This is a genomic window from Eubacterium sp. OM08-24, assembly GCF_003438075.1.
In the GTDB taxonomy this organism is placed as follows: Bacteria; Bacillota; Clostridia; order Oscillospirales; family Acutalibacteraceae; genus Ruminococcoides.
The window spans coordinates 765,578-785,712 of sequence record NZ_QSTA01000001.1 but is presented as its reverse complement, the minus strand read 5'-3'; the positions used below and the strand labels follow the sequence as shown (position 1 = coordinate 785,712).

General features: G+C 39.0%; 24 protein-coding genes and 1 riboswitch. Of the genes, 12 read left to right on the top strand and 12 right to left on the bottom strand.

The window, feature by feature from the left end; all coding sequences use genetic code 11:
- Positions 1-21: 21 nt before the first annotated feature.
- From rplU to DXC23_RS03880, 6 genes are all read left to right on the top strand, one after another.
- The gene (rplU, locus tag DXC23_RS03905; protein WP_117704852.1) at positions 22-330 is read left to right on the top strand and encodes a 50S ribosomal protein L21; all 309 of its coding nucleotides are present in this window, start codon (positions 22-24) and stop codon (positions 328-330) included.
- Between the two features lie 2 nt (positions 331-332).
- Positions 333-650, top strand: coding sequence for a ribosomal-processing cysteine protease Prp (locus DXC23_RS03900; RefSeq protein WP_117704851.1), 318 nt, complete (start codon positions 333-335; stop codon positions 648-650).
- A gap of 4 nt (positions 651-654) precedes the next feature.
- Positions 655-939 carry a 50S ribosomal protein L27 gene (gene rpmA, locus DXC23_RS03895; protein WP_022234725.1) on the top strand — a complete coding sequence of 95 codons (285 nt, stop codon included), beginning with the start codon at positions 655-657 and terminating at the stop codon, positions 937-939.
- 210 nt (positions 940-1,149) lie between these two features.
- Complete coding sequence (obgE, locus tag DXC23_RS03890) at positions 1,150-2,421, top strand: GTPase ObgE (RefSeq protein WP_117704850.1); 1,272 nt, start codon at positions 1,150-1,152, stop codon at positions 2,419-2,421.
- 12 nt (positions 2,422-2,433) lie between these two features.
- Positions 2,434-2,859 (top strand): ribonuclease III domain-containing protein, encoded by a 426-nt coding sequence (locus tag DXC23_RS03885; RefSeq protein WP_117704849.1) that lies wholly within the window; start codon positions 2,434-2,436, stop codon positions 2,857-2,859.
- On the top strand, positions 2,849-3,727 hold the full coding sequence (locus tag DXC23_RS03880; protein WP_242997396.1) for a YitT family protein: 879 nt from the start codon (positions 2,849-2,851) through the stop codon (positions 3,725-3,727). The genes DXC23_RS03885 and DXC23_RS03880 overlap by 11 nt, the downstream gene beginning before the upstream one ends.
- Before the next feature lie 563 nt (positions 3,728-4,290).
- Here the strand turns inward: DXC23_RS03880 and DXC23_RS03875 are convergent.
- Together DXC23_RS03875 and DXC23_RS03870 are read right to left on the bottom strand one after the other, a co-directional pair.
- Positions 4,291-5,274 (bottom strand): asparaginase domain-containing protein, encoded by a 984-nt coding sequence (locus DXC23_RS03875; protein ID WP_117704847.1) that lies wholly within the window; start codon positions 5,272-5,274, stop codon positions 4,291-4,293.
- Positions 5,275-5,313: 39 nt separating this feature from the next.
- Positions 5,314-6,543: a chloride channel protein gene (locus DXC23_RS03870; RefSeq protein ID WP_117704846.1), complete on the bottom strand. Its 1,230-nt coding sequence runs from the start codon at positions 6,541-6,543 to the stop codon at positions 5,314-5,316.
- 51 nt (positions 6,544-6,594) lie between these two features.
- Positions 6,595-6,664: riboswitch (Fluoride riboswitch) on the bottom strand.
- 275 nt (positions 6,665-6,939) lie between these two features.
- On the opposite strand from DXC23_RS03870, the gene DXC23_RS03865 reads away from it, so the two are divergent.
- Positions 6,940-7,485 (top strand): DUF3793 family protein, encoded by a 546-nt coding sequence (locus DXC23_RS03865; protein WP_117704845.1) that lies wholly within the window; start codon positions 6,940-6,942, stop codon positions 7,483-7,485.
- A 24-nt stretch (positions 7,486-7,509) separates the two neighbouring features.
- Complete coding sequence (locus DXC23_RS03860; protein WP_117704844.1) at positions 7,510-7,935, top strand: flavodoxin; 426 nt, start codon at positions 7,510-7,512, stop codon at positions 7,933-7,935.
- Positions 7,936-8,190: 255 nt separating this feature from the next.
- On the opposite strand, the gene DXC23_RS12380 is transcribed toward DXC23_RS03860, so the two are convergent.
- From DXC23_RS12380 to murC, 3 genes are all read right to left on the bottom strand, one after another.
- Positions 8,191-8,418 carry a dockerin type I repeat-containing protein gene (locus tag DXC23_RS12380; RefSeq protein WP_347474782.1) on the bottom strand — a complete coding sequence of 76 codons (228 nt, stop codon included), beginning with the start codon at positions 8,416-8,418 and terminating at the stop codon, positions 8,191-8,193.
- Between the two features lie 97 nt (positions 8,419-8,515).
- Positions 8,516-10,033 (bottom strand): hypothetical protein, encoded by a 1,518-nt coding sequence (locus tag DXC23_RS03855; protein WP_117704843.1) that lies wholly within the window; start codon positions 10,031-10,033, stop codon positions 8,516-8,518.
- Between the two features lies 1 nt (position 10,034).
- Entirely contained in the window at positions 10,035-11,420 is a 1,386-nt protein-coding gene (gene murC / locus DXC23_RS03850; RefSeq protein ID WP_117704842.1) for a UDP-N-acetylmuramate--L-alanine ligase, read from the bottom strand.
- A gap of 159 nt (positions 11,421-11,579) precedes the next feature.
- Here murC and rlmD point away from each other — a divergent pair, with 159 nt between their 5' ends.
- Both rlmD and DXC23_RS03840 read left to right on the top strand, forming a co-directional pair.
- Positions 11,580-12,950, top strand: coding sequence for a 23S rRNA (uracil(1939)-C(5))-methyltransferase RlmD (gene rlmD, locus DXC23_RS03845; RefSeq protein ID WP_117704841.1), 1,371 nt, complete (start codon positions 11,580-11,582; stop codon positions 12,948-12,950).
- A 120-nt stretch (positions 12,951-13,070) separates the two neighbouring features.
- Positions 13,071-13,322 carry a hypothetical protein gene (locus DXC23_RS03840; protein ID WP_022233906.1) on the top strand — a complete coding sequence of 84 codons (252 nt, stop codon included), beginning with the start codon at positions 13,071-13,073 and terminating at the stop codon, positions 13,320-13,322.
- A 314-nt stretch (positions 13,323-13,636) separates the two neighbouring features.
- Here the strand turns inward: DXC23_RS03840 and DXC23_RS03835 are convergent, their stop codons facing one another.
- Positions 13,637-13,990, bottom strand: coding sequence for a cupin domain-containing protein (locus DXC23_RS03835; protein WP_004614173.1), 354 nt, complete (start codon positions 13,988-13,990; stop codon positions 13,637-13,639).
- Positions 13,991-14,132: 142 nt separating this feature from the next.
- Between DXC23_RS03835 and DXC23_RS03830 the strand changes: the two genes are divergently transcribed.
- Both DXC23_RS03830 and DXC23_RS03825 read left to right on the top strand, forming a co-directional pair.
- Entirely contained in the window at positions 14,133-14,465 is a 333-nt protein-coding gene (locus DXC23_RS03830; protein WP_117704840.1) for a helix-turn-helix domain-containing protein, read from the top strand.
- A 323-nt stretch (positions 14,466-14,788) separates the two neighbouring features.
- Positions 14,789-15,025, top strand: coding sequence for a DUF6061 family protein (locus DXC23_RS03825; RefSeq protein ID WP_002578301.1), 237 nt, complete (start codon positions 14,789-14,791; stop codon positions 15,023-15,025).
- A 133-nt stretch (positions 15,026-15,158) separates the two neighbouring features.
- On the opposite strand, the gene DXC23_RS03820 is transcribed toward DXC23_RS03825, so the two are convergent.
- From DXC23_RS03820 to DXC23_RS03795, 6 genes are all read right to left on the bottom strand, one after another.
- A complete protein-coding gene (locus DXC23_RS03820; protein ID WP_117704839.1) occupies positions 15,159-16,478 on the bottom strand; it encodes an MATE family efflux transporter in 1,320 nt (439 codons plus the stop codon).
- Positions 16,468-16,926 carry a MarR family transcriptional regulator gene (locus tag DXC23_RS03815; protein ID WP_002595211.1) on the bottom strand — a complete coding sequence of 153 codons (459 nt, stop codon included), beginning with the start codon at positions 16,924-16,926 and terminating at the stop codon, positions 16,468-16,470. The genes DXC23_RS03820 and DXC23_RS03815 overlap by 11 nt, the downstream gene beginning before the upstream one ends.
- 155 nt (positions 16,927-17,081) lie before the next feature.
- Positions 17,082-17,831 carry a DUF6040 family protein gene (locus DXC23_RS03810; RefSeq protein ID WP_009243742.1) on the bottom strand — a complete coding sequence of 250 codons (750 nt, stop codon included), beginning with the start codon at positions 17,829-17,831 and terminating at the stop codon, positions 17,082-17,084.
- Complete coding sequence (locus DXC23_RS03805) at positions 17,770-19,491, bottom strand: MobA/MobL family protein (RefSeq protein WP_117535163.1); 1,722 nt, start codon at positions 19,489-19,491, stop codon at positions 17,770-17,772. The genes DXC23_RS03810 and DXC23_RS03805 overlap by 62 nt, the downstream gene beginning before the upstream one ends.
- On the bottom strand, positions 19,467-19,820 hold the full coding sequence (locus DXC23_RS12800) for a hypothetical protein (RefSeq protein WP_117704838.1): 354 nt from the start codon (positions 19,818-19,820) through the stop codon (positions 19,467-19,469). The genes DXC23_RS03805 and DXC23_RS12800 overlap by 25 nt, the downstream gene beginning before the upstream one ends.
- A complete protein-coding gene (locus DXC23_RS03795; protein WP_117705064.1) occupies positions 19,820-20,134 on the bottom strand; it encodes a relaxasome subunit MobC in 315 nt (104 codons plus the stop codon). Before DXC23_RS03795 ends, DXC23_RS12800 begins: the two co-directional genes overlap by 1 nt.
- Between the last annotated feature and the right edge of the window lies 1 nt (position 20,135).

Genomic DNA, 20,135 nt, shown 5'->3' with positions numbered 1-20,135 from the left:
TATGTAAAGGTGGGTACTAAAATGTACGCAGTTATTCAGACAGGCGGTAAGCAGTACAAGGTAACAAACGATCAGATTATCTTCGTTGAAAAGCTTAACGCTGAGGCAAACGAAACAGTAACATTCGATGTTATTGCTGTTGGCACAGACGACGGCATTAAGGTTGGCACTCCTGTTGTTGAGGGTGCAAAGGTTACTGCAGAGGTATTAAAGAACGGTAAAGGCAAGAAAATCAGAGTTGCTACTTACAAGCCAAAGAAAGGCGAGAAGAGAGCAATGGGTCACAGACAGCCTTACACACAGGTTAAGATTACTTCAATCGAGATCTGAGAATGATTACGGTAACATTTTTTAAATCGGCTGATTATTTTAAAGGCTTTAAAATATCCGGTCATGCTGATTTCAATACCAGCGGGCCTGATATTGTTTGCGCAGGCGTAAGCTCTGCCGCAATTATGACAGCCAACACAATCACCGAGGTTCTGCATACAGATGCAGAGGTTACCGACAGCGACGGTTTTATTAATTTAAACCTGAGCAGTAACGAGGCAACAGAGGCATCTCATTTAATTGAGGGCTTATGGCTTCACTTATCTGCTTTGCAAAAGCAGTACAAAAAGTTTATTAAAGTTATTATTTCGGAGGTGTAAGGTAATGATTAAGGTAAATCTTCAGCTTTTCGCTCATAAAAAAGGTATGGGTTCTACAAAGAACGGCCGTGATAGTGAATCAAAGCGTCTTGGTGTAAAGCGTGCAGACGGACAGAAGGTTCTCGCAGGCAACATCCTTGTTAAGCAGAGAGGTACTCACATTCATCCAGGTAACAACGTAGGCATCGGTTCAGACGACACATTGTTTGCAAAGATTGACGGCGTTGTAAAGTTTGAGCGTGTAGGCAAGGACAGAAAGCGTGCAAGCGTTTATCCTGTTGAGCAGTAATTTGCGCATTATCTTAGGGTGGATATTTATTATCCACCCTTTTTTGTTAGGTATTGATTTTTATGGTACTTTGAGGGTATAATAAAAATGGGTTTACAATTCATAATACTTAATTTTAAATCGTGATTTTCGGCAAATTTTGATAATGAATTAATCACGCATTATAAATTATGAATTAGAAATAAATTCGTCATTTGGAGGTTAGCAGAAATGTTTGTAGATACAGCGAAAATATATATAAAAGCCGGTGACGGCGGTGACGGTGCAGTATCGTTTCACCGAGAAAAATACATTGCGGCAGGCGGCCCTGATGGCGGAGATGGCGGCAGAGGAGGAAATGTAGTATTTCTTGCAGATACCAATCTTTCTACTCTTGCCGACTTCAGATATAAACGCAAATACCTCGCAAAAAAGGGTGAAAACGGCAGAGGCGGTCGCTGTAAGGGCAAAAATGCCGAAGACCTTATTATTCGTGTACCGCTTGGCACTCTTGTTAAGGAAGAAGAAACAGGCAGAGTTTTAGCCGATGTATCATCTTCAGAGCCATATGTTGTGGCAAAAGGCGGTAAGGGCGGCTGGGGCAATCCCCACTTTGCTACTCCTGTTCGCCAGGTTCCTCGTTTTGCAAAGCCGGGTTTGCCGGGAGAAGAGTTTAATGTTACTCTCGAGTTAAAACTCCTTGCCGATGTCGGACTTGTTGGATTTCCTAATGTGGGCAAAAGTACGCTTGTTTCTGTTGTTTCGCAGGCAAAGCCGCTCATTGCAAATTATCACTTCACCACAATTACCCCTGTTTTGGGCGTGGTGTCAATGGGCGAGGGTTCGTCATTCGTTATGGCAGATATCCCCGGTCTTATCGAGGGCGCATGGCAGGGAACAGGTCTTGGCCATCAGTTCCTGCGCCACATTGAGCGCTGCAGAATGCTCGTGCATATTGTAGATGTGTCGGGTTCAGAGGGCAGAGATCCGAAAGAGGATTTTGAAACAATTAACAACGAGCTTAAAAAATTCAACCCTGAGCTTGCCGAGCGACCAATGATTGTTGCAGGCAATAAGTGCGATATGGCAACCGATGAGCAAATAGCTGATTTCAAAGCATATGTTGAACAACAGGGATACGATTTCTTCCCGATTATGGCGGCTATTCGCTATGATGTTGACCCAATGTTAAACAAAATCAGAGAAATGCTCTCAAAACTTCCGCCTATCGCTCACTATGAGGCAGAGCCTGCTCCGATTGTAACCGCCGAGGATTTTGACGACCACGCAGTTACCGTTAAGAATGTAAACGGCATTTACACGGTTGAGGCTGATTGGCTGTTGCAGGTTATGAAAAGCATCAATTTTGATGATTATGAAAGCCTTAACTATTTCCAAAAGGTGCTGATTGATAACGGTGTAATTGATGCGCTGAGAGCAAAAGGCTGCTCGGAGGGCGATACGGTTTCAATCTATGAGCTTGAATTTGATTTTGTTGATTAATAGGGTGTTTGTATGGAAAACGATAATATAATTGAGCATACCTATGCCGACGAGGTTTCGCCGCTCACACTCGCTTTTGTGGGTGACGGCGTGTACGATTTGCTTGTTCGTGCATACCTTGTGCGGCAGAGCAACCGCCCTGTCGGCGAGCTTAATAAAATAAAAGTAGGCTTTGTAAATTGCAAAAGTCAGGCGGAATATGCCAAGGTTCTGATACCTCATCTTTCTGATAAAGAATTATCAGTGTATAAACGAGGCAGAAACGCCGCTCCGAAATGCACTCCCAAGAATGGTACAGTGGCAGATTATCACAGCGCTACCGGTCTTGAAAGCCTTTTTGGATATTTGTATTTAAAAAACGAAAAAGAAAGAATTTCCGAATTATTTGATATTATTTTACATATTTCGCTAAATGGAAGTGGTAATTGTGAAAAATAAATTCGACATTAAATCCGCTGTTGCCGATTATGCAATTATGCTTGCCGGTGCGGCGGTGTACGCAGTTTCTGTTGTAGTATTTACAGCGCCAAACGACATTGCACCGGGCGGACTTACCGGTGTGGCAACAATGCTGAACCATATGTTCGGCTTGCCAATCGGTACAATGGTGCTGATAATGAACATACCGTTGTTTATATGGGGCGCAATCGAAAACGGCATTTCGTTTCTTACCAAAACAATAGCAGGTACGGTATTCGCTTCAATACTTATTGATGTATTTACGCCTATTATGACTGCCTATACGGGCGACAGAATTTTGGTTGCGATATTTGGCGGCATATTAAACGGTGTCGGACTTGAAATGATATTTATGCGTGGCGGTTCAACAGGCGGCACGGATATAGTTGCGCTGAATTTGCACAAACATTTCCCATATTTTTCAACAGGAAATCTTATTTTTGCAGCAGATGCACTTGTGCTTATTATGGCATTCTTTGTATATAACAGTATTGAAAGTGTTTTGTATGCTGTGGTTACAATATTTTTCAGTATTAAAGTTATTGACACCATTTCATACGGTGTTGCGAGAGATAACGGCAAGCTGATGTTTATTATTACGGATAAATACGAAGAAATTTGCAGTATGATTATGACTGAAAATGACAGAGGAATAACTTTGCTTAACGGTGAGGGCGCATATAGCGGCAAACCGAAAAGAGTTATTATGTGCGCAGTAAGACCGCATCAGGTATATAAAATTACAAACACCGTAAAAAGTGTGGATAAAAGAGCTTTTATTATAGTAACTACAGCCGGCTCTATCAAGGGCAAAGGCTTTATAACAAAAACCGGCATCGGCTCATAAGCTGATGTCGGTTTTGTTTGTAAGTGGAAGTTAGTTTTTCTTATTTTAACAACGGACTATCGTCTATAAAACAAAAAAGTTTGGTCAACCTTTTCAAAGGTTGTGGGTGTGGGCAACGCCCACAAATGCTTTATGTTATCACAAATTTTTGATAGCCAAACGGCTTGCCGTTCGGCGGCTTGAACACAACGGTGAGAGCCTGAAAATGCGACAGCATAAAGGAAAAGCCACGCTGCTACAACTACTAATTTGCCGCTTTACAAGGGCAAATCAGCCACACCTTAAAACTCTTGCGTTCTTTAGAATATCTTTTCTCTGCCTTGCTCAAGTGTAACTTTCTTGCTCTCTGCCACCCATTAGTCTTAACTTTGTTTTATTTAAAAATATTGATTAGTCAAAAGTTTGGCTGTTTTATGATGTAATTATAAATGTTTGATTTTTATTGAAAATGAGAGCATTTTTATTATTTTATTGGCTCTGCCCAAACCCGTAACCCTTTAAAAAGGGTTGACCTGAATTTTAAATTTATTAATTCAAACTTTGGTATGAAACATATTTACTGATTACCAAATATCCCCACCAAGCGATTTTGAAAAATTATCGTACAGCTTTTCGCTATTGCTTTCGCACAAAAGCCATAGCTTAATATATGCCGATACAGGCGATACGGGCGGAAGTATATTGATTTTCAGCTTTTGGTAAAGCTCCTTGCTTTCGTAAAAAAATCCTGCCTCACTGCCTGTTAAAAATACAGGTATTTCAAGTTCTTTTGCTTTATTGCAGAATTTTTCAAGCTCTGTGCTTGCTGTATTTATAGTGCCCGAATGGTAGCTCTCCAAAAGTATGGCATTAGTGGATTTGTTAATATCGGGGTAAATCATTCCGACATATGGAGTGATTTTTAAAACAGGTGAGCTTGCCGTAAAAATCGGCATTTTTTCAATTACCAATTCGTCACTTTTTTCGCTGTAAGAATTATTTTCCACAAACCCCGTATCTGTAATTTCACCGCAATATTCATTCTTAATGCTGTATATGTTGTCATCATAAGCGAGATGATGTTGCAGGCGAGAGCCACGATGGATTTTTGCGGGTTCACCGCTATTTTTATAAGCCACAAAAACGCCCTTGCCTTTGCCCGATTCAATGAATTTTACGGCAGAGGTAAAGTTATCAAGTCCGTTTGATTTTTCGTTTTCAAGCGGATAATTTGCGGAAACAAGCACGATCGGAGTGCTGCATAGACCGAACATATACGAAAGCATAGCAGAGGTGTACTGCAAGGTATCAGTGCCGTGAGTTACAATTATACCGTCATAATTTTTATTTATATTTTCTTTTATGGCATTATAAAGCAGGCTGAAATGCTCACCGCTGAGGTTTTCACTGAGTACTGTATAAGGAGAAATTGTGTCAAATTCCTCCTTTCCGCCACGCTGTTTATACATTTCAATCAGCTTGTAGCGAGTGCTTGAATCGGTAGAAATCACATTGCCATTGTAGCAGCTGCCTATCGTTCCGCCCGTAAATACAACCAAAATTTTCATAATACACCTCCGATATATTCTTTTAGTATTGTATCACATTTATTCTGAAAAATCATCTTGTTTGACTTTTGTAAAAATATTTTTGCTCAGCTTTCTTTTCTGCGCCGAGTATATGCCCGACTTGCCCGACGCAATAAAACTGATTAAACTTGCAAAAACAAAGTAGGGAACGGCCTCTGCTCCGAAAAGCTCTATTCCAAGCATAATTGTGGTGATTGGAGTGTTTGCGGCAGAGCCGAACACGCATATAAGTCCTATTGCCGCAAGAAAACTCGGTTCAATCCCGAACATATTTGCATACCAGCCGCCAAATGACGCACCTATGTCAAACAGCGGTGTAACCTCGCCGCCTTGAAATCCTGCGCCAAGCGTTAAAGTTGTTAAAATGAATTTTACGGGCATATCGTACCAATTAGCGTTGCCCTCAAAGGCGGTGGTCTGTTGCCAAGTGCTAAGTCCCTCGTATTCGTTTAAATTGAGTAAAACGATGAGCAAAACCACTATAACAGAGCCTATCAATGCCGATAAAACAGTATTTTTAAAAATTTTTGCATATAATAATTTTAAATATTTAACCCCAAGCGCAAATAATTTGCCGATTAATCCGAATAAAATTGACGCCGATATAAATACTAATACCGATTTAATATCTAAGCTCGGTATGGCTGAAATTTTATGTACCTCGTGCGTTGCACCGAGCAAAAGAGTGACGGCATTTGCAAGATATGACGAGAGAAAGCAGGGAATAACGGCGCTTACAGAAAGCTGACCGATACAGCAGACCTCCATACCAAAGAATGCACCTGCAAGCGGAGTGCCGAACACCGAGCCGAAAGCGGCGCTTAAACCGCTGAGAATTATGATTTTTCTGTCCTCATTTTTAAATCCGAGTTTATCGGCAACATTGCTTGTAAGCGTTCCTCCGATTTGTACGGCAGTGCCCTCTCTGCCGGCAGAACCACCCGACAAGTGGGTCAGCAGGGTAAATATAAATGTGAGAAACGCAAGCCTTTTAGGCACTTTAACGCCCTCGTTTGCACTTTGTATTATAAGGTTGTTGCCCTTAGAAGATTCGCCGCCGTATCTTTTATATACAAAAGCGGTCAGCATACCCGAAAGCGGCAAAAACCATATGCAATACGGGAAAAATTCTCTGAATACAGAGGACAAACCAAGCATTTTTAAAAAGACAAACGAAATTATACCCATTACAACGGCACAACAAAGCGAAACCAAAATCACTTTTAAATCAACAAACTTCCTTTTCATAAATTCACCTCAAATAAATTAAAAATGGCATAAAAAAAGCCAATGCCCCTGTTAAAAACAGAAGTCATCAGCAAAAGCGGTTTTGGAAAATCCATGGGAGAACCTCATTCCCATACATATATCAAACTAATATGTATATAGTATATACTGTACCACTCAAAATTGCAAGTGAAAATTTATATTAAAAAATTTTAAAATGGGTGTTGACAAATAGAGGAAGATGTAGTATTATAATTATGCAAAAGGTTAGTAACAACTAACTTAACGCATGAATCTTTCCATTATTGTAATTGTGCCTCTATAATTACAGAAATAAATGTAAATCAACGCCTGTAAGGGCGTAAAATTTAAAACCAAAGTTAGCCAAAGCTAACCAAAGCTAACTAAAGGAGTATTATGTCTGAAGAAATTTTAGTCCGCCATTGCTCACCGACATTGGCGAATATAAAAACAGGAAATTTGGTTAATTGCCGAATTGACAGCATATTTAAGCTAAAAAAAGATATTTTCTCCCTAAACTCTGTTCTCAACGCAAAAGGTGTGTCAATCCGTATACTGTACTTTTCGTCCGAAAGAGCGTTGATTTATGTTTATCGCCCCGAAAAATTAAATTTTGATATGCAAAACAGCAGGAGCAAAAGCTTTCTTGAGTCAATAGGCTACAAGGGCAAAACCACAGATGAGCTTATCAATGAGCTTTCCGAGAGAGTGTACTTGTGCGGCGGTTTTCCTCACGAAATCGGGTTGTTTTTAGGCTATCCGATTGACGATGTGATTAGCTTTATTGAGAATAAGGGCAAAAACTTTAAATGCTGCGGCTGTTGGAAAGTATATCACGATGAATTGAATGCCAAAAAGACATTTGAAAAGTATAAAAAATGCACTAATATATATTGCAAAAAATATTTGCAGGGTTCGTCGCTAAAGCGGCTTACCGTATAATTTTTACAAAGGAGTAATTAAGTTATGAGTAAAATAGCAGTAGTATTCTGGAGTGGAACGGGTAATACAGAGGCAATGGCAGACGCTGTTGCAGAGGGCGCAAAGGGCGCAGGTGCAGAGGTTTCTGTATTTAATGTAACAGATTTTTCTGCCGACAAAGCAGATGAATTTGACGCAATCGCATTCGGCTGTCCTGCTATGGGCGCAGAAACACTCGAAGATTCAGAATTTGAGCCTGTCTTTAACGAATGTGAACCAAAGCTCAACGGCAAAAAAATTGCCCTCTTCGGTTCATATGGTTGGGGCGACGGCGAATGGATGAGAACATGGGAGGATACCTGTAATTCGGCAGGTGCGGTTCTCGCAACAGAAAGTGTAATCTGTAATGACTCTCCCGATGACGATGCCATTGCAAGCTGTAAAGCACTCGGTGCGGCACTTGCAGGCTGATTAATTAACCAATCCCTTATACATTTCATATTTTTTCTTAAAGACTGCCGCTTGTAATGAGTGGCAGTTTTTAATTGTAAAAAGAGTTTATTTAAAAGGGTAATTAGGATTTGCCAGAATACTTCGTCAGCCAATTATAAAATTTAGCCGAAAGTACGCTGAATCATAATTAAATATTACAACAAATATTTGGAATAACTCCTTATAAATTAAACAAGGCTATCGCATTTTAACTTTGCGATAGCCTTTCTTGTATTAATTGATTTTTGGGTTGTTGTTTGAAATATAAATCTGCAATGCGGTTACATCGGCAACGGAGAGTTTCCCGTCCTTGTTCATATCAACACAGTCAAACAACAGCTTGTTTGTTTCGTCAATAAAAGCCGAACCGTCGGTGGTTTTTTTGCCTGCAATGTGCATTTGCAAGTATGTAACATCATTTACATTTATAATGCCGTCTTGGTTAGCGTCGCCGGTGAGTATTTTGTCATCTATTGCAAAAAATTCAAAATCATTTTCTTTTGCATAAGTTTCTGTATATGTTACAATGTAGCCGCTTAAATGCTGCCACTTGTAATTATCAATTATTTAATTTGTATAGTTTATATACGACCGTTGAACTAAATGGCTTATTTTCTTCATATGCAATACCGTAGTGCTTTTTTAGTATATCATCAATCCAAAGTTCTGTACCGTTATCTTCAACTAATATCCATTTTGCTTTACAAGAAGAATAGGCTTCTGTAACCAAAGTACCTAATGAATTATTACAACTGATTGCCCAATCCTGCATAGTAAAATACGGATAACAAGGTTTAATATCCATTTGTAAATAAATACCGCTATTAGTATTATATGCAATAAAACTATCTCGTTCTGATTCGGGTATCATATTAATTATATTGGTTTCAACTTTATTATATTCACTAACTTCATGAATGTTGCTATAGATATTGATTAAAGTATTTTTTCCTGTATATAAAACTCCAAAAGTACATTGTAAAATACAAACAGATATAAGAAAAATTTTGATAATTTTTGATTTTTTGTCTGTTTGTATGAATTCTTTATAAACAGCTGATATTATTAAACCATAATATGATATCGTAATCATAGCATAATGTAAATATCCGTTACTCTTTATAAGCCAAATAAAAGGTAATAATCCTATAAATATATACATAAAACCTTTTAATAAACTTTTTTTAAATAGACATATAATGCCGATTGCTGCAACTATTGGACCGCTCATAAAACTGAATATTGAAGCTAATACTGCTAAAATACCGTTTCCGTATATTTTGAAGTGTGAATTACCGGCATATTCTAAGTTATAAGTAAATGTTCCGTATAGAAAATCATTAAAAGCATTGTTAAAATAAAAATAAAGCAAAAAAGGCAATGTTAAAATTAAGAAACCGACAATAAACATAATTGCATTCTGCAATAAATTTTTGAAATTCTTGCTAATGATTAACATACATACAATTACAAATACACCACCACAGATGCCTAATGCGTTAGTCAGTCGTGTTAAAAAACAAGCAGAAAATGTAATTCCATAGAGTAACGACCAAAGTGGGTTGTGCACATAATTGTTTTTGCGAGCATTTTCAATATATACAGTGAAACCGTAAAGTGAGGCTGTTAAAAGCGGTAAAATATACTCTTCGGTACAATTATTTGCATAAACAAGGCTATATGCACCAAGAAAAAGTAATGAAAATAAAAGTACTTTTTTACCTGTAATGTATTGAGAAATAATTCTATCTATCATGATTAATGAAATAAATAAACATATTACTTGGATAATCATAATTCCCCAACGCTGTCCGGTAAGCAAGTAACCTAACGCATTAACAGCAAAAATTAGTGGTCCTTTTGAGTCCCATAAATCTACATACGGCAATGATCCTTCAGCCCAATATTTTCCTATAGTTTGAAACATTGCTGTATCGCCGGCATAAGGAATATTGTATAGAGGAGATGTTGAAGTTGATAAACACAACATAAAAAGAATGGATATTACAAAGTAAATCAGTAAATACTTTTTTTGTATAGTATTAGTTACTGAAATATTTGTATTTTTAAATTTCATTTTACTTATTCTCCTCGTTATACTTGAGCTGATTATAAATCATATTTGCGCACATATATACATTGCCGCCGCCCATTGTGAGAATGAGGTCGCCCTCTTTTGCGTTTTTGCATACATAGTCTGTAATTTCCTCAAAGGTGTCAAGGCAAACTGAGTTTGGCACTTTTGCGCCAAGGTCAGTTGAGTAAATATTGTATGTGTTGGTTTCTCTTACGGGGAGAATTTCTGAAATAATCGCAACATCCGGGATTTTGAGCGCCTCGGCAAAATCATCAAGCAAAAGCGCTGTTCTTGAGAAAGTATGTGGCTGGAAAATTGCCCATACCTTTTTAAATCCCATATTCATTGCGGCATTAAGAGTAGCGGTAAGCTCTGTTGGATGATGAGCAAAGTCATCTGCTACCGTAATTCCCTCAGGTGTGCCGAGAATTTCAAAACGGCGGTGAACGCCACCGAATTTATGGAGATTTTCGGCAATTTCTTTTGGAGTAGCGCCAAGGTAATGTGCAGTGGCTGCCGCAGCAAGTGCATTGTAAATGTTGTGCTTGCCGGGAACTATTAGCTTAATGTTTGTGAGAAGTTCGCCCTTGTAGTAAATATCAAACTGCTCGTGAACACCCTTGTCGGCAGAAATATTCACTGCTCTGTAATCGCAGTTTTCGCCAAAGCCATAGGTGATTTTTTCAATATCAACATCGCTTACTGCGTCAAGTGTGTTTTCATCGTCACCGTTAATTACAAGCAAGCCCGTTGTCTGTTTTGCAAACTTGTTAAATGACTTTTTAATATTGTCAAGGTTCTTAAAGTAGTCAAGGTGGTCTGCATCAATGTTAAGTATAATAGAAATAAACGGATTAAGCTGTAAAAATGTATCTACATACTCGCACGCCTCGCATACGATAATGTCGCTCTGACCCACATAGCTGTTGCCGCCGATAAACGGAAGTTTGCCGCCGATAATGGCAGACGGGTCAAATCCACTGCCGATAAGCACCTGAGAAAGCATAGCAGTTGTGGTTGTTTTGCCATGTGTGCCCGAAACCGCAATGCTTCTCTTGTATCTTCTTGTTACAACGCCGAGCATTACACTTCTTTCTATGCAAGGAATACCCTGCTCAACAGCTGCCTTTCTCTCGGGATTGTCTTCCTTGATAGCGGCTGAGTACACAACAAGCTCTGCACCGTCAATGTTCTCTGCACGATGTCCCATATATACAGGAATGCCGTAACCCTTGATTCTGTCGAGAGTATCGCCCTCGTTCATATCAGAACCCGAAAGCTGGTAGCCCTCACTGTTGAGAATTTCAGCCAGCGGACACATACCGCTGCCGCCGATACCAATAAAATGTATCCTTTTTATATTGTCAAGTAAAATGTCGTAATTCAAAACACTCATTCTCCATTCACAAAAATTCTACCTTATATTATAAAGCCATAGTCGAAAAAAATAAATACTTTTTTTAATTTTGTAATATATTTTTTGAAGTTTTGGCTTTTTAGTTGCCAACTTATATTAAAAATGATAAAATAAACTTGGTGATGTATTGTGAATTTAGTAAAGAATGATATTATAAAATTAAATATAACTTCCGCAACAGCAGAGGGCAACGGCGTTGGAAAAACCGAGGACGGAATAGCGGTGTTCGTACCGCTCTCAGCCGTTGGCGACGAACTCGAAGTAAGAATTTTAAAGACCAAGAAAACCTATGCTTTCGGAAAAATAGAAAATATAATCACTCCATCTCTGTCAAGAACAGAGGCAGATTGTCCGCAGTTTTCAAAATGCGGCGGCTGCACTTGGCGGCATATTTCATATGATGAAGAGCTTAATATAAAATCACAGCGTGTTTACGATGCCGTTACAAGAATCGGCGGAATTAAAGACTTTGATTTTAAAGATATAATCGGTTGTGCAAATCCCGACAGATACCGCAACAAGGCGCAGTTTCCTATCGGAAAAGATAAAGACGGAAAGGCAATTTTCGGCTTTTACTCTTTCCATACCCATAGAATTATACCTTGTGACGATTGTCTTTTGCAGCCGGAGATTTTTAATTCTGTAATAGAAATAACTAAGCAGTTTATAGAAAAAACAAACGCAGACATTTATGACGAATCAACGGGTAAGGGCAGACTTCGCCATTTGTATATGCGTTTGGGTGAGGTAACGCAAGAGCTTATGGTGTGTTATGTTGTCAACGGCAACGGTTTAAAGCAAGAGGATGAGCTTGTAAGAATGTTAAAAGACGGATTGCCAAACCTAAAGAGTGTAATTATTAATTCCAACAGAGAAAAAACAAATGTAATTCTCGGCAAAAAGAACAGAGTAGCCTACGGCAGTGACCACATCACAGATATGTTGTGCGGACTTAAATTTAAAATTTCGCCGTTCTCATTTTGGCAGGTGAATAGGGCACAAGCGGAAAAACTTTACGGTAAGGCAAAGGAATATGCCAACCTTAAAAGTGACGATGTCCTGCTTGATTTGTACTGCGGAACAGGCACAATAGGACTTACCATGGCTGATAAATGCAAAACACTTGTCGGTGCAGAGATTGTGGAGGACGCAATTAAAGACGCAAATGAAAATGCGGCAACGAACGACATAAAAAACGCAAGATTTATTTGTGCCGATGCCTCTCAGGCGGCAGCTCAGCTAAAGGCAGAGGGTCTGAAACCCGATGTTGTAGTCTTAGATCCCCCACGAAAAGGCTGCGGCGAAGATGTAATTTTGACGGTAACTCAAATGTCGCCAAAGCGAGTAGTGTATGTTTCATGCGACCCCGCAACCCTTGCAAGAGATTTGCATATCTTTGAATCAAACGGCTATAAAACAAAAGAAGTAACCCCCTGCGATATGTTCCCAAGAACAGCGCATGTGGAGAGCGTGGTGGTGATGTCAAGGAAAGAGGAGTAAATCGGGATAGGTGGCTTAACGGTGTGGCTTGTGCGTATTGGTCAGGCTGTGCTGTTTTGGCAGGTTGGCTTTGATTTGGATACAAATAAGGGAATGCAGACAGCACACTAGGAGAAACGAATGGATAGATTTTCAGAGAAGAGTCTTCTTTCACTCGGAGATCATTATGTGTATGGACTCATAGATCCACGCAGTAAGCAAATTTTCTATATTGGAAAAGGCACTAAAAACAGAGTGTTCTTCGTGGATGAAAGATATGAGCAGGGATTTCCGTTGGATGAGAATGAAACATTCTACATTGGAAAGTCGATAGCCAGACTGAAGATGAATCAGTCGGCACAGAATCCGATTACATATCTGAATCCACGATAGAGAGACAAATTTCATATTTAATGAAATTGACAAATCGTAGTTTGTAACGAAGATATTTGCGATGAAAGGAATTAAGATTGAGTAACTGGGGATTGCAATAATACTTTTAGGAATTGCTGTGACAACAAATAATTTTTGGGGATATGTCCTAGGTGTTTTTGGATTTGGCGTTGCTGTAGTTGGCTGTTTTCTAAAAGATAATCACTGATAACTTCTTGTTTGAAAAATTGAGAAAACGTAATATTGAACAAAAAAGAAATGCACAGTTCTTAGCTTATCGTGAACTGTGCATTTTTGTAAATAAATACTTTTAATTAGCCGATTACGGCATCCTCTGCTGTAAAATGTTCCAGAGAATTTTCTTTTACCTGAATGCAGATATAAGTAATTCCAGAAATATCGGATGCAAAAAACTGACGCTTTGCAGCAGGTGCGATTTTTAGCCAGTCTCCAGTTGAAAGGCTAATTTCTTCTCCATCAATTATGGCTTTGCCGTTACCTGAAAGAATTCCATAGATTTCTTCATTTTCTTTATGAGAATGAACAAATGGGACATTTGCTCCTGCAGGTAGTTCGTTTAAACTGATTTCTGCACCTGTTAAAGACAACTTTTCATGTAGCTCAATTCGGTTTTCCTTTCCAATAGTTGTTTTTGTGTAATTTGCCATAATAGTACCTCCATAGTTAATTTGTAGTTTCTGGTTGCTTGGTATTAGTATAGTGTGAGACACATACAAAAACAAGTACGCACCTTTTTGTAACTGTACACTCAAAAATGAATGTGTTACAATAGACTCGGAGGTGAGAATTATGCGAGCAAAAGAAGAATTACCGGAATGCCCAGTTGCAACAGCAGTATCTCTTATCGGAGGAAAATGGAAACTGCTGATTTTGCGTAACTTGAAAGAGCGTCCATGGAGATTCAATGAGCTACAACGAAGTATAGATGGTATTTCACAAAAGGTTTTGACAGATAGTTTAAGACAAATGATGAGTGATGGGCTGGCATATCGCCACGATTACCATGAGCAGCCACCGAGAGTTGAATACAGCTTAACGGAACTCGGAACAAAAATGCTTCCAATTGTTAATTCACTTGCTGACTTTGGTAACTACTATAAATCAATTATTGAACAGAATTAAGGACGTTAGTATTTGAAAAGCTCGAACAATTCCGATTGAGATTTCACCTGTTTTAAGAAATTTAATAACTGTTATATTTTATTATTAAATTCTTCGCAACCCCTTGAAAACACTGGATTTGTCGCAGGTGAGCTTTCCCTTATTATTTCCCTTGTGTTATATCGTCCCATCAGTGTTTATGCACTCTGATAAGGGCAAATACAAGGGCAAGAAAAATCTATAAGACAGTATAACACAAAATAAAAGTGACATGGTGAACTGATTGAAATGCTTCTTAATTTTTGCTACTACTGATTGATTAAATGATAAGGAGATGGGATACGATGAGAACAATATTTGCAGAATACAATCCACAGTGCAACAGCATTGATGTATATACTAATACGGGCTATATACTCCGTATTGATTGTTGGGAAGCAGAAAAAAATTTAAGAACCACACCTGGATCTGATTGTGCTTTGACATCGCTTGCAATCGATGAGCCATTAGAATATGCAAGGTTATATCTTGATGGGAATTTACAGATGTGGGTAGATGCTGAAGATTCATTAGAGTTATGATTATTCCAATCAAAATCTACTAGAATTTATTAAAAATTAGCTTCATAATTTTAAAAGGACAGCCCTATTGCTATGAGGCTGTCCTTAAAAATACAATAGATAAACCTAGATTATTCTTGCTACTATCTGATTGTTAAATTTTCTGTATTCCATATTGCAAATCTCCCTTTTCGCAATATTTTATTAGTATGAATGCCAGAATCGCTGAAAAAACACGTGCCAATACCGTACTCCACCATATCATAATCTGTCCACCAAATAAAGGTGGTAAAACAAGCATAAATATCAGCATCAATACTGGTTCAATGAATGTAAGAATGTATGACAATCCACTTTTTTCAGTAGCATAAAATCCAGCTGTCGCTATTCTGGTAATCGCAACAAATGGTAATGACACTAAAAATATAGGTACAATTTTAGAAATCTCAATACTTACTTCATAAGAAGCTCCGAAAACCCCTCCAATATTTGCTCTGTTTACATACATGATAATTCCACCACAAACAGCAAGAATTATTGCAAAAATGTATGCCATTCTCTGAACTCCTCTCAGGCTTTCTTGATCCTTCTCACCATAAAAACGGCTCATTAAAGGTTGACTTCCATCACCTACGCCCTGCAATATGAGATATATGATACAGATAATATAGGATACACATGCATAAGTTGCAATAGCTTTTTCTCCCCCATAAGAAGCGGAGAATCGGTTTATAAACACCAATGAAATATTAGGAGTCAATGCTAGCCCAAATGGTGCAAGACCTACTCTGAATATAGCGCCACACATTTCTTTTACATTTTTTAAGGATACATACACATAAAACTTTTTATTATATAATGCGTATATGATTGCAATTGCTGCAGTCACACCCTGTCCGGCTATTGTAGCTGTGGCTGCACCTTTCATGCCCATTTCATATATCCATACAAAGATAAAATCCAGAACAATATTGGTTATGAATCCACCAACCATCGCAAACATTGACCAGAAAGAGTTTCCATAATTTCTAATGAATGGCATCATTCCAGTTCCAAGAATCTGCAATATTGCTCCAAGTGCTATAATTTTGATATAATCTGTCGCATTTGTTAATATAATTCCATCTGCTCCAAGCAATCCTAAAATTTTAGACGAAAAGGAGTAAATAATTATGGTACTGATAACACTTACTATTACAAGAAGCCACCAGCTTGTAGCAATAAATTCTTCTGCCCGTTTTCCTTTCTTTTCTGCTGCATTAATTGAGTAATAAACAGCTCCTCCCATACCAATTCCTGTTCCAAGAGCCTGAACCAAAGCCTCAATCGGATATGCAATATTAATAGCCGAAAGTCCAGCATCTCCTATGGTATTGCCTACAAAATATCCATCCACTATCGCATATATTCCTGATAATGCAAATGCTATAATAGATGGAATAACATATTTAAAAAATAATGATTTATGATTCATTTTTCTTACAATCTCCTTCCTTGAAAAGTCTGATAAACAGCTCTGTATTATCATTAAGACTTTCTATATTCTCTAATCCCATTTTTTCGATTACATATATTTCTTTTGAGTGCAGTTTTTCTATGATATCTTTCGTATATTCCATTCCTGATTCTGTGAGGCATATCAGCTTATTTCTCTTGTCTGAATCATCAGATACCATATTGATGTATCCTTTTTTCTGAAAATCTTTTAGTATCGTATTTACCGTTTGCTTAGGTATATTCCATTCTTCACTTATCATTTTCTGCGTGCATCTTCCATTACTTTCATAAAATGAATACAAAGCAAAAACTCCATTTGAAGACAGTCCCTGATCCTTTGACCATTCCTCATACATTGCTGTACATTCTTTCCATAAAGCATAATATCGTTGCAACTGTATTATCATATTATTATCTTTTCTCATCTTTTTCCTCCTTAAATTAGTACGAATCCGGACTTTTATATTATAGTCCGAGTTCGTGCTAATTGTCAAGATTTATTTATATACTTTTTCTTTATATAAACAATCAATAGTCCCTTACTAAGGACAGGAAGATTATGAAATTTCCCTGTCCTCTTTTAATAATATCCTCGTTCTTCCATCCAGTCTTTCACATAACATCTGATTCCAATATAAATAATATGCGACAGTAATAGCAATACAATAAGATTTATCGGATTAGCGTTTTTAATCCATTCTCCAAAGTAAATTACAACAGCTGTACTCGTTATCGCTACCACGATACTGATGATATCCCAACAATATTTCCGGTAGATTTTTCCTACCTGATAACCAATCCCGATTATCAGCCACCCGGTTATTACGAATAAAATTGCCATGACAGTACCGGCAATCAGCCAGTACACAATCCCGGAAAGAATACTGTTAGGTATTCCACTGCTTAACTGTCCGAAAGAGTCTGCACCTGTCACAAACTCCCGAAATAAACTTCCCATTCCTTTTCCTAACGCACCGAAAAAGACGATACAGTCGTTAAGGAAAACCGGCGAAAGAATCGCAGTAAACAGTGTTGTTGTTATGCTGTACCATGCCAGTAGAAACAAGATACTTTCATAACCAATCGTCATATTTTTATATTTCTTTTCTAACTGGCTTTTACGGCTATCGCATTTTTCTTTTGCTTTCCGGTAAGCAGTACGGTCACATTTTTCACATTTCTCATAAGGCACTTTTTTCTCAACAGCTACCTCTACCGTCTTTTGGTGTGTCTGTGCATAAAGTTTTTCCTGCTCTGCTTTTTCATACTTAAATTTCCATGCCACGGCTTCTGCGTCGGCTCTTTTCCTGCTGTCTGTCTCGCTGGTCAATCGTTCCTCTGTTTGCCTTAATCTTGTCCGCAATGCTTCGATATTCTCGGCTCTGTTTTCGCTGTTCAATTTCTCGTTCAAGGTCAGCGATTCGCTTAGCTGCCTGTTTAGTTCCTGGATTGTCTGGTCTTTCTGATCCAGTTCGTCCTGCATCTGTTCGGTCATCAGCAGAAGTTCTTCCACCTGCCCGACGTTCTCTAAGTTTCTGCATTCGCTCATCGATCTCCCTCGCTTTCTCTATCTGCTGTTTAAGGTCAGCAATTCGCTGTTCTGTTTCTGCAATAAGCTGTTCTCGTTGTTCAGCTTCTGCGTTAATTCCTGCCATTGCTGATTCTCGTTTTCCAACTGTTCGATTCTGGTTTTCTGTTGCTCGATCTGTGAGAGCAGTTCTTCTGTATCTGGCAAAAGATTTAGCAGCCTGGATAATTCGCTGTTTAAGCTTTTTAAACTCTGGTTCTGCTCCTGAAAAGACAGGAGCTGCCTGTCCCGTTCCTGCAATTCCTGTACCATCTCTGCCATAAGATTCTGCTGTTCCTCGATCTGGTTTATCATTGTCTCCATCATGGGAATGACTTCCCGGCTTTCTTCTAATGTCACGCAATCGCTCCTTCCATTGTGTTAATGCACTGGATACTTTTCCAAAAGAAATCTGTATTTTATCCAGCAGTGCATTTTGTCTTTTTATGATCTGGTTTTCCTCTACTTTCCATGAAGTAGAGGATGTCTGTCCGTTTTGAAATTTCTCGTCAATTTTTCTGGCATCTGCGCCCTCATGGATCGTCGGTATCTCTAATTTTCCCTGCCTTGCATAAGAACGGTGGTCAATGTGATTTTCCGTTTTCAAATGTGCATTACAGACGTTTGCCCATTCGCTCCGCCATAGCTCACAATTTTTCGGATTGTTCCACCCGGTAGCATCGGTTAATACACGTTTCCACTGTTTGCGGTTCCTTGTCCCGACTTTCTGGACTCCATTTTCATCAAGTACGGGGATTCGGATTCCATGACGGTCAGGGTTCTTTTTATCCTGCCACCAGTCCGGATGGGATTCATCCACCACAATATTTCCATTTTCATCTCTGACAAACTCCCAATCCTTGATTTCTTTGTTACCCCATGAGTGGTCTGAATTGAATGGTCGCATCGTCACCAGTAAATGCACATGGGGATTACCATCTCCTTTATCGTGGATACTCCAATCCGCACACATTCCCTTATCTACAAAGGTCTTTTGAATATATTCAGTTGTATAATCAATCTGTTCCTGTCGGCTCCATTCTTTCGGAAGTGAGAACTCAAATGACCTGCCGAGTTGTGCATCTGAACTTTTTTCTATCCTCAAGACTTCATTCCATAAACGCTGCTTCTGAAAAGTAAGTTTGAATTTTTCCAGTGCAGCATTTTGGTTATCTGCCCTTTTATATCGGACAGATTTCTGGAACCGTCTGATATTTTCAGCAGGTACATTCTGCCATTCCTGTGGTGCATTTTCACACATCAGCAGGCTGGTATAAACGACTTCTTTTTTTGAAGTATAGTAGCTGATCCTGCCTGTTTCTTCATTTTTCATCACATCGCCATTGAGATAAGCAGACGCCGATATGATGGATTTTCCTTTGCTGCGTCCAACAATCTTTACTGTATAATGAAAAATCGCCATGATCCGTTTCCCCCTTTCTGCCGTATCCGGCTTTGATTTCCGGCAGGTAACGTTTTCCCAAAAAGAAAATGGTATCTGCCGGAACGCCCTCTGCGTAAGAGTGCCCTGTGCATAACAGCCTGCATGGAATGCGCCCCTCTGGCGAAGAGTGCCTCCTGCGGCATGAGCAGGTCTGCATGAAATGCCCGCCGACGGAACGAGCCCGGCAAGCGTAAGCGCAGACCGGTTGCCACCTGTGGCAAACTTATACGGACGACCTCTGGTTGTCCATAAGTGCGCCCTTCATGAAAAAGCAATGAAGGGAATGGAAAATCCACTCCCTCCGGCATTACACTTCCTCCGTATTCGCAACTGGCTCTTTCTGCATTGCCTTTGAGAAGAATTTCCCATTTGCTTCCTGCCTTTTTAAGAAGCCGATCAGCTTTGGGATATCATCTTCCTCAATCGCAGAACCCAGCACCGATTCCACCGCACCACCAATCTGGCAGAGCCTGTGTGTCCGCTTTTTGGTTTCCACATCTTTCTGACGTTTCTTCAGTTCCCGTTTCTGTACTGCATACTGTTTTGCTTTCTCAAGGCTTTCCTGTTCTTTCTTTTCCAACTGGAGCATACGCTCCTCATAACTCTTTGTTGATCTTGCCATA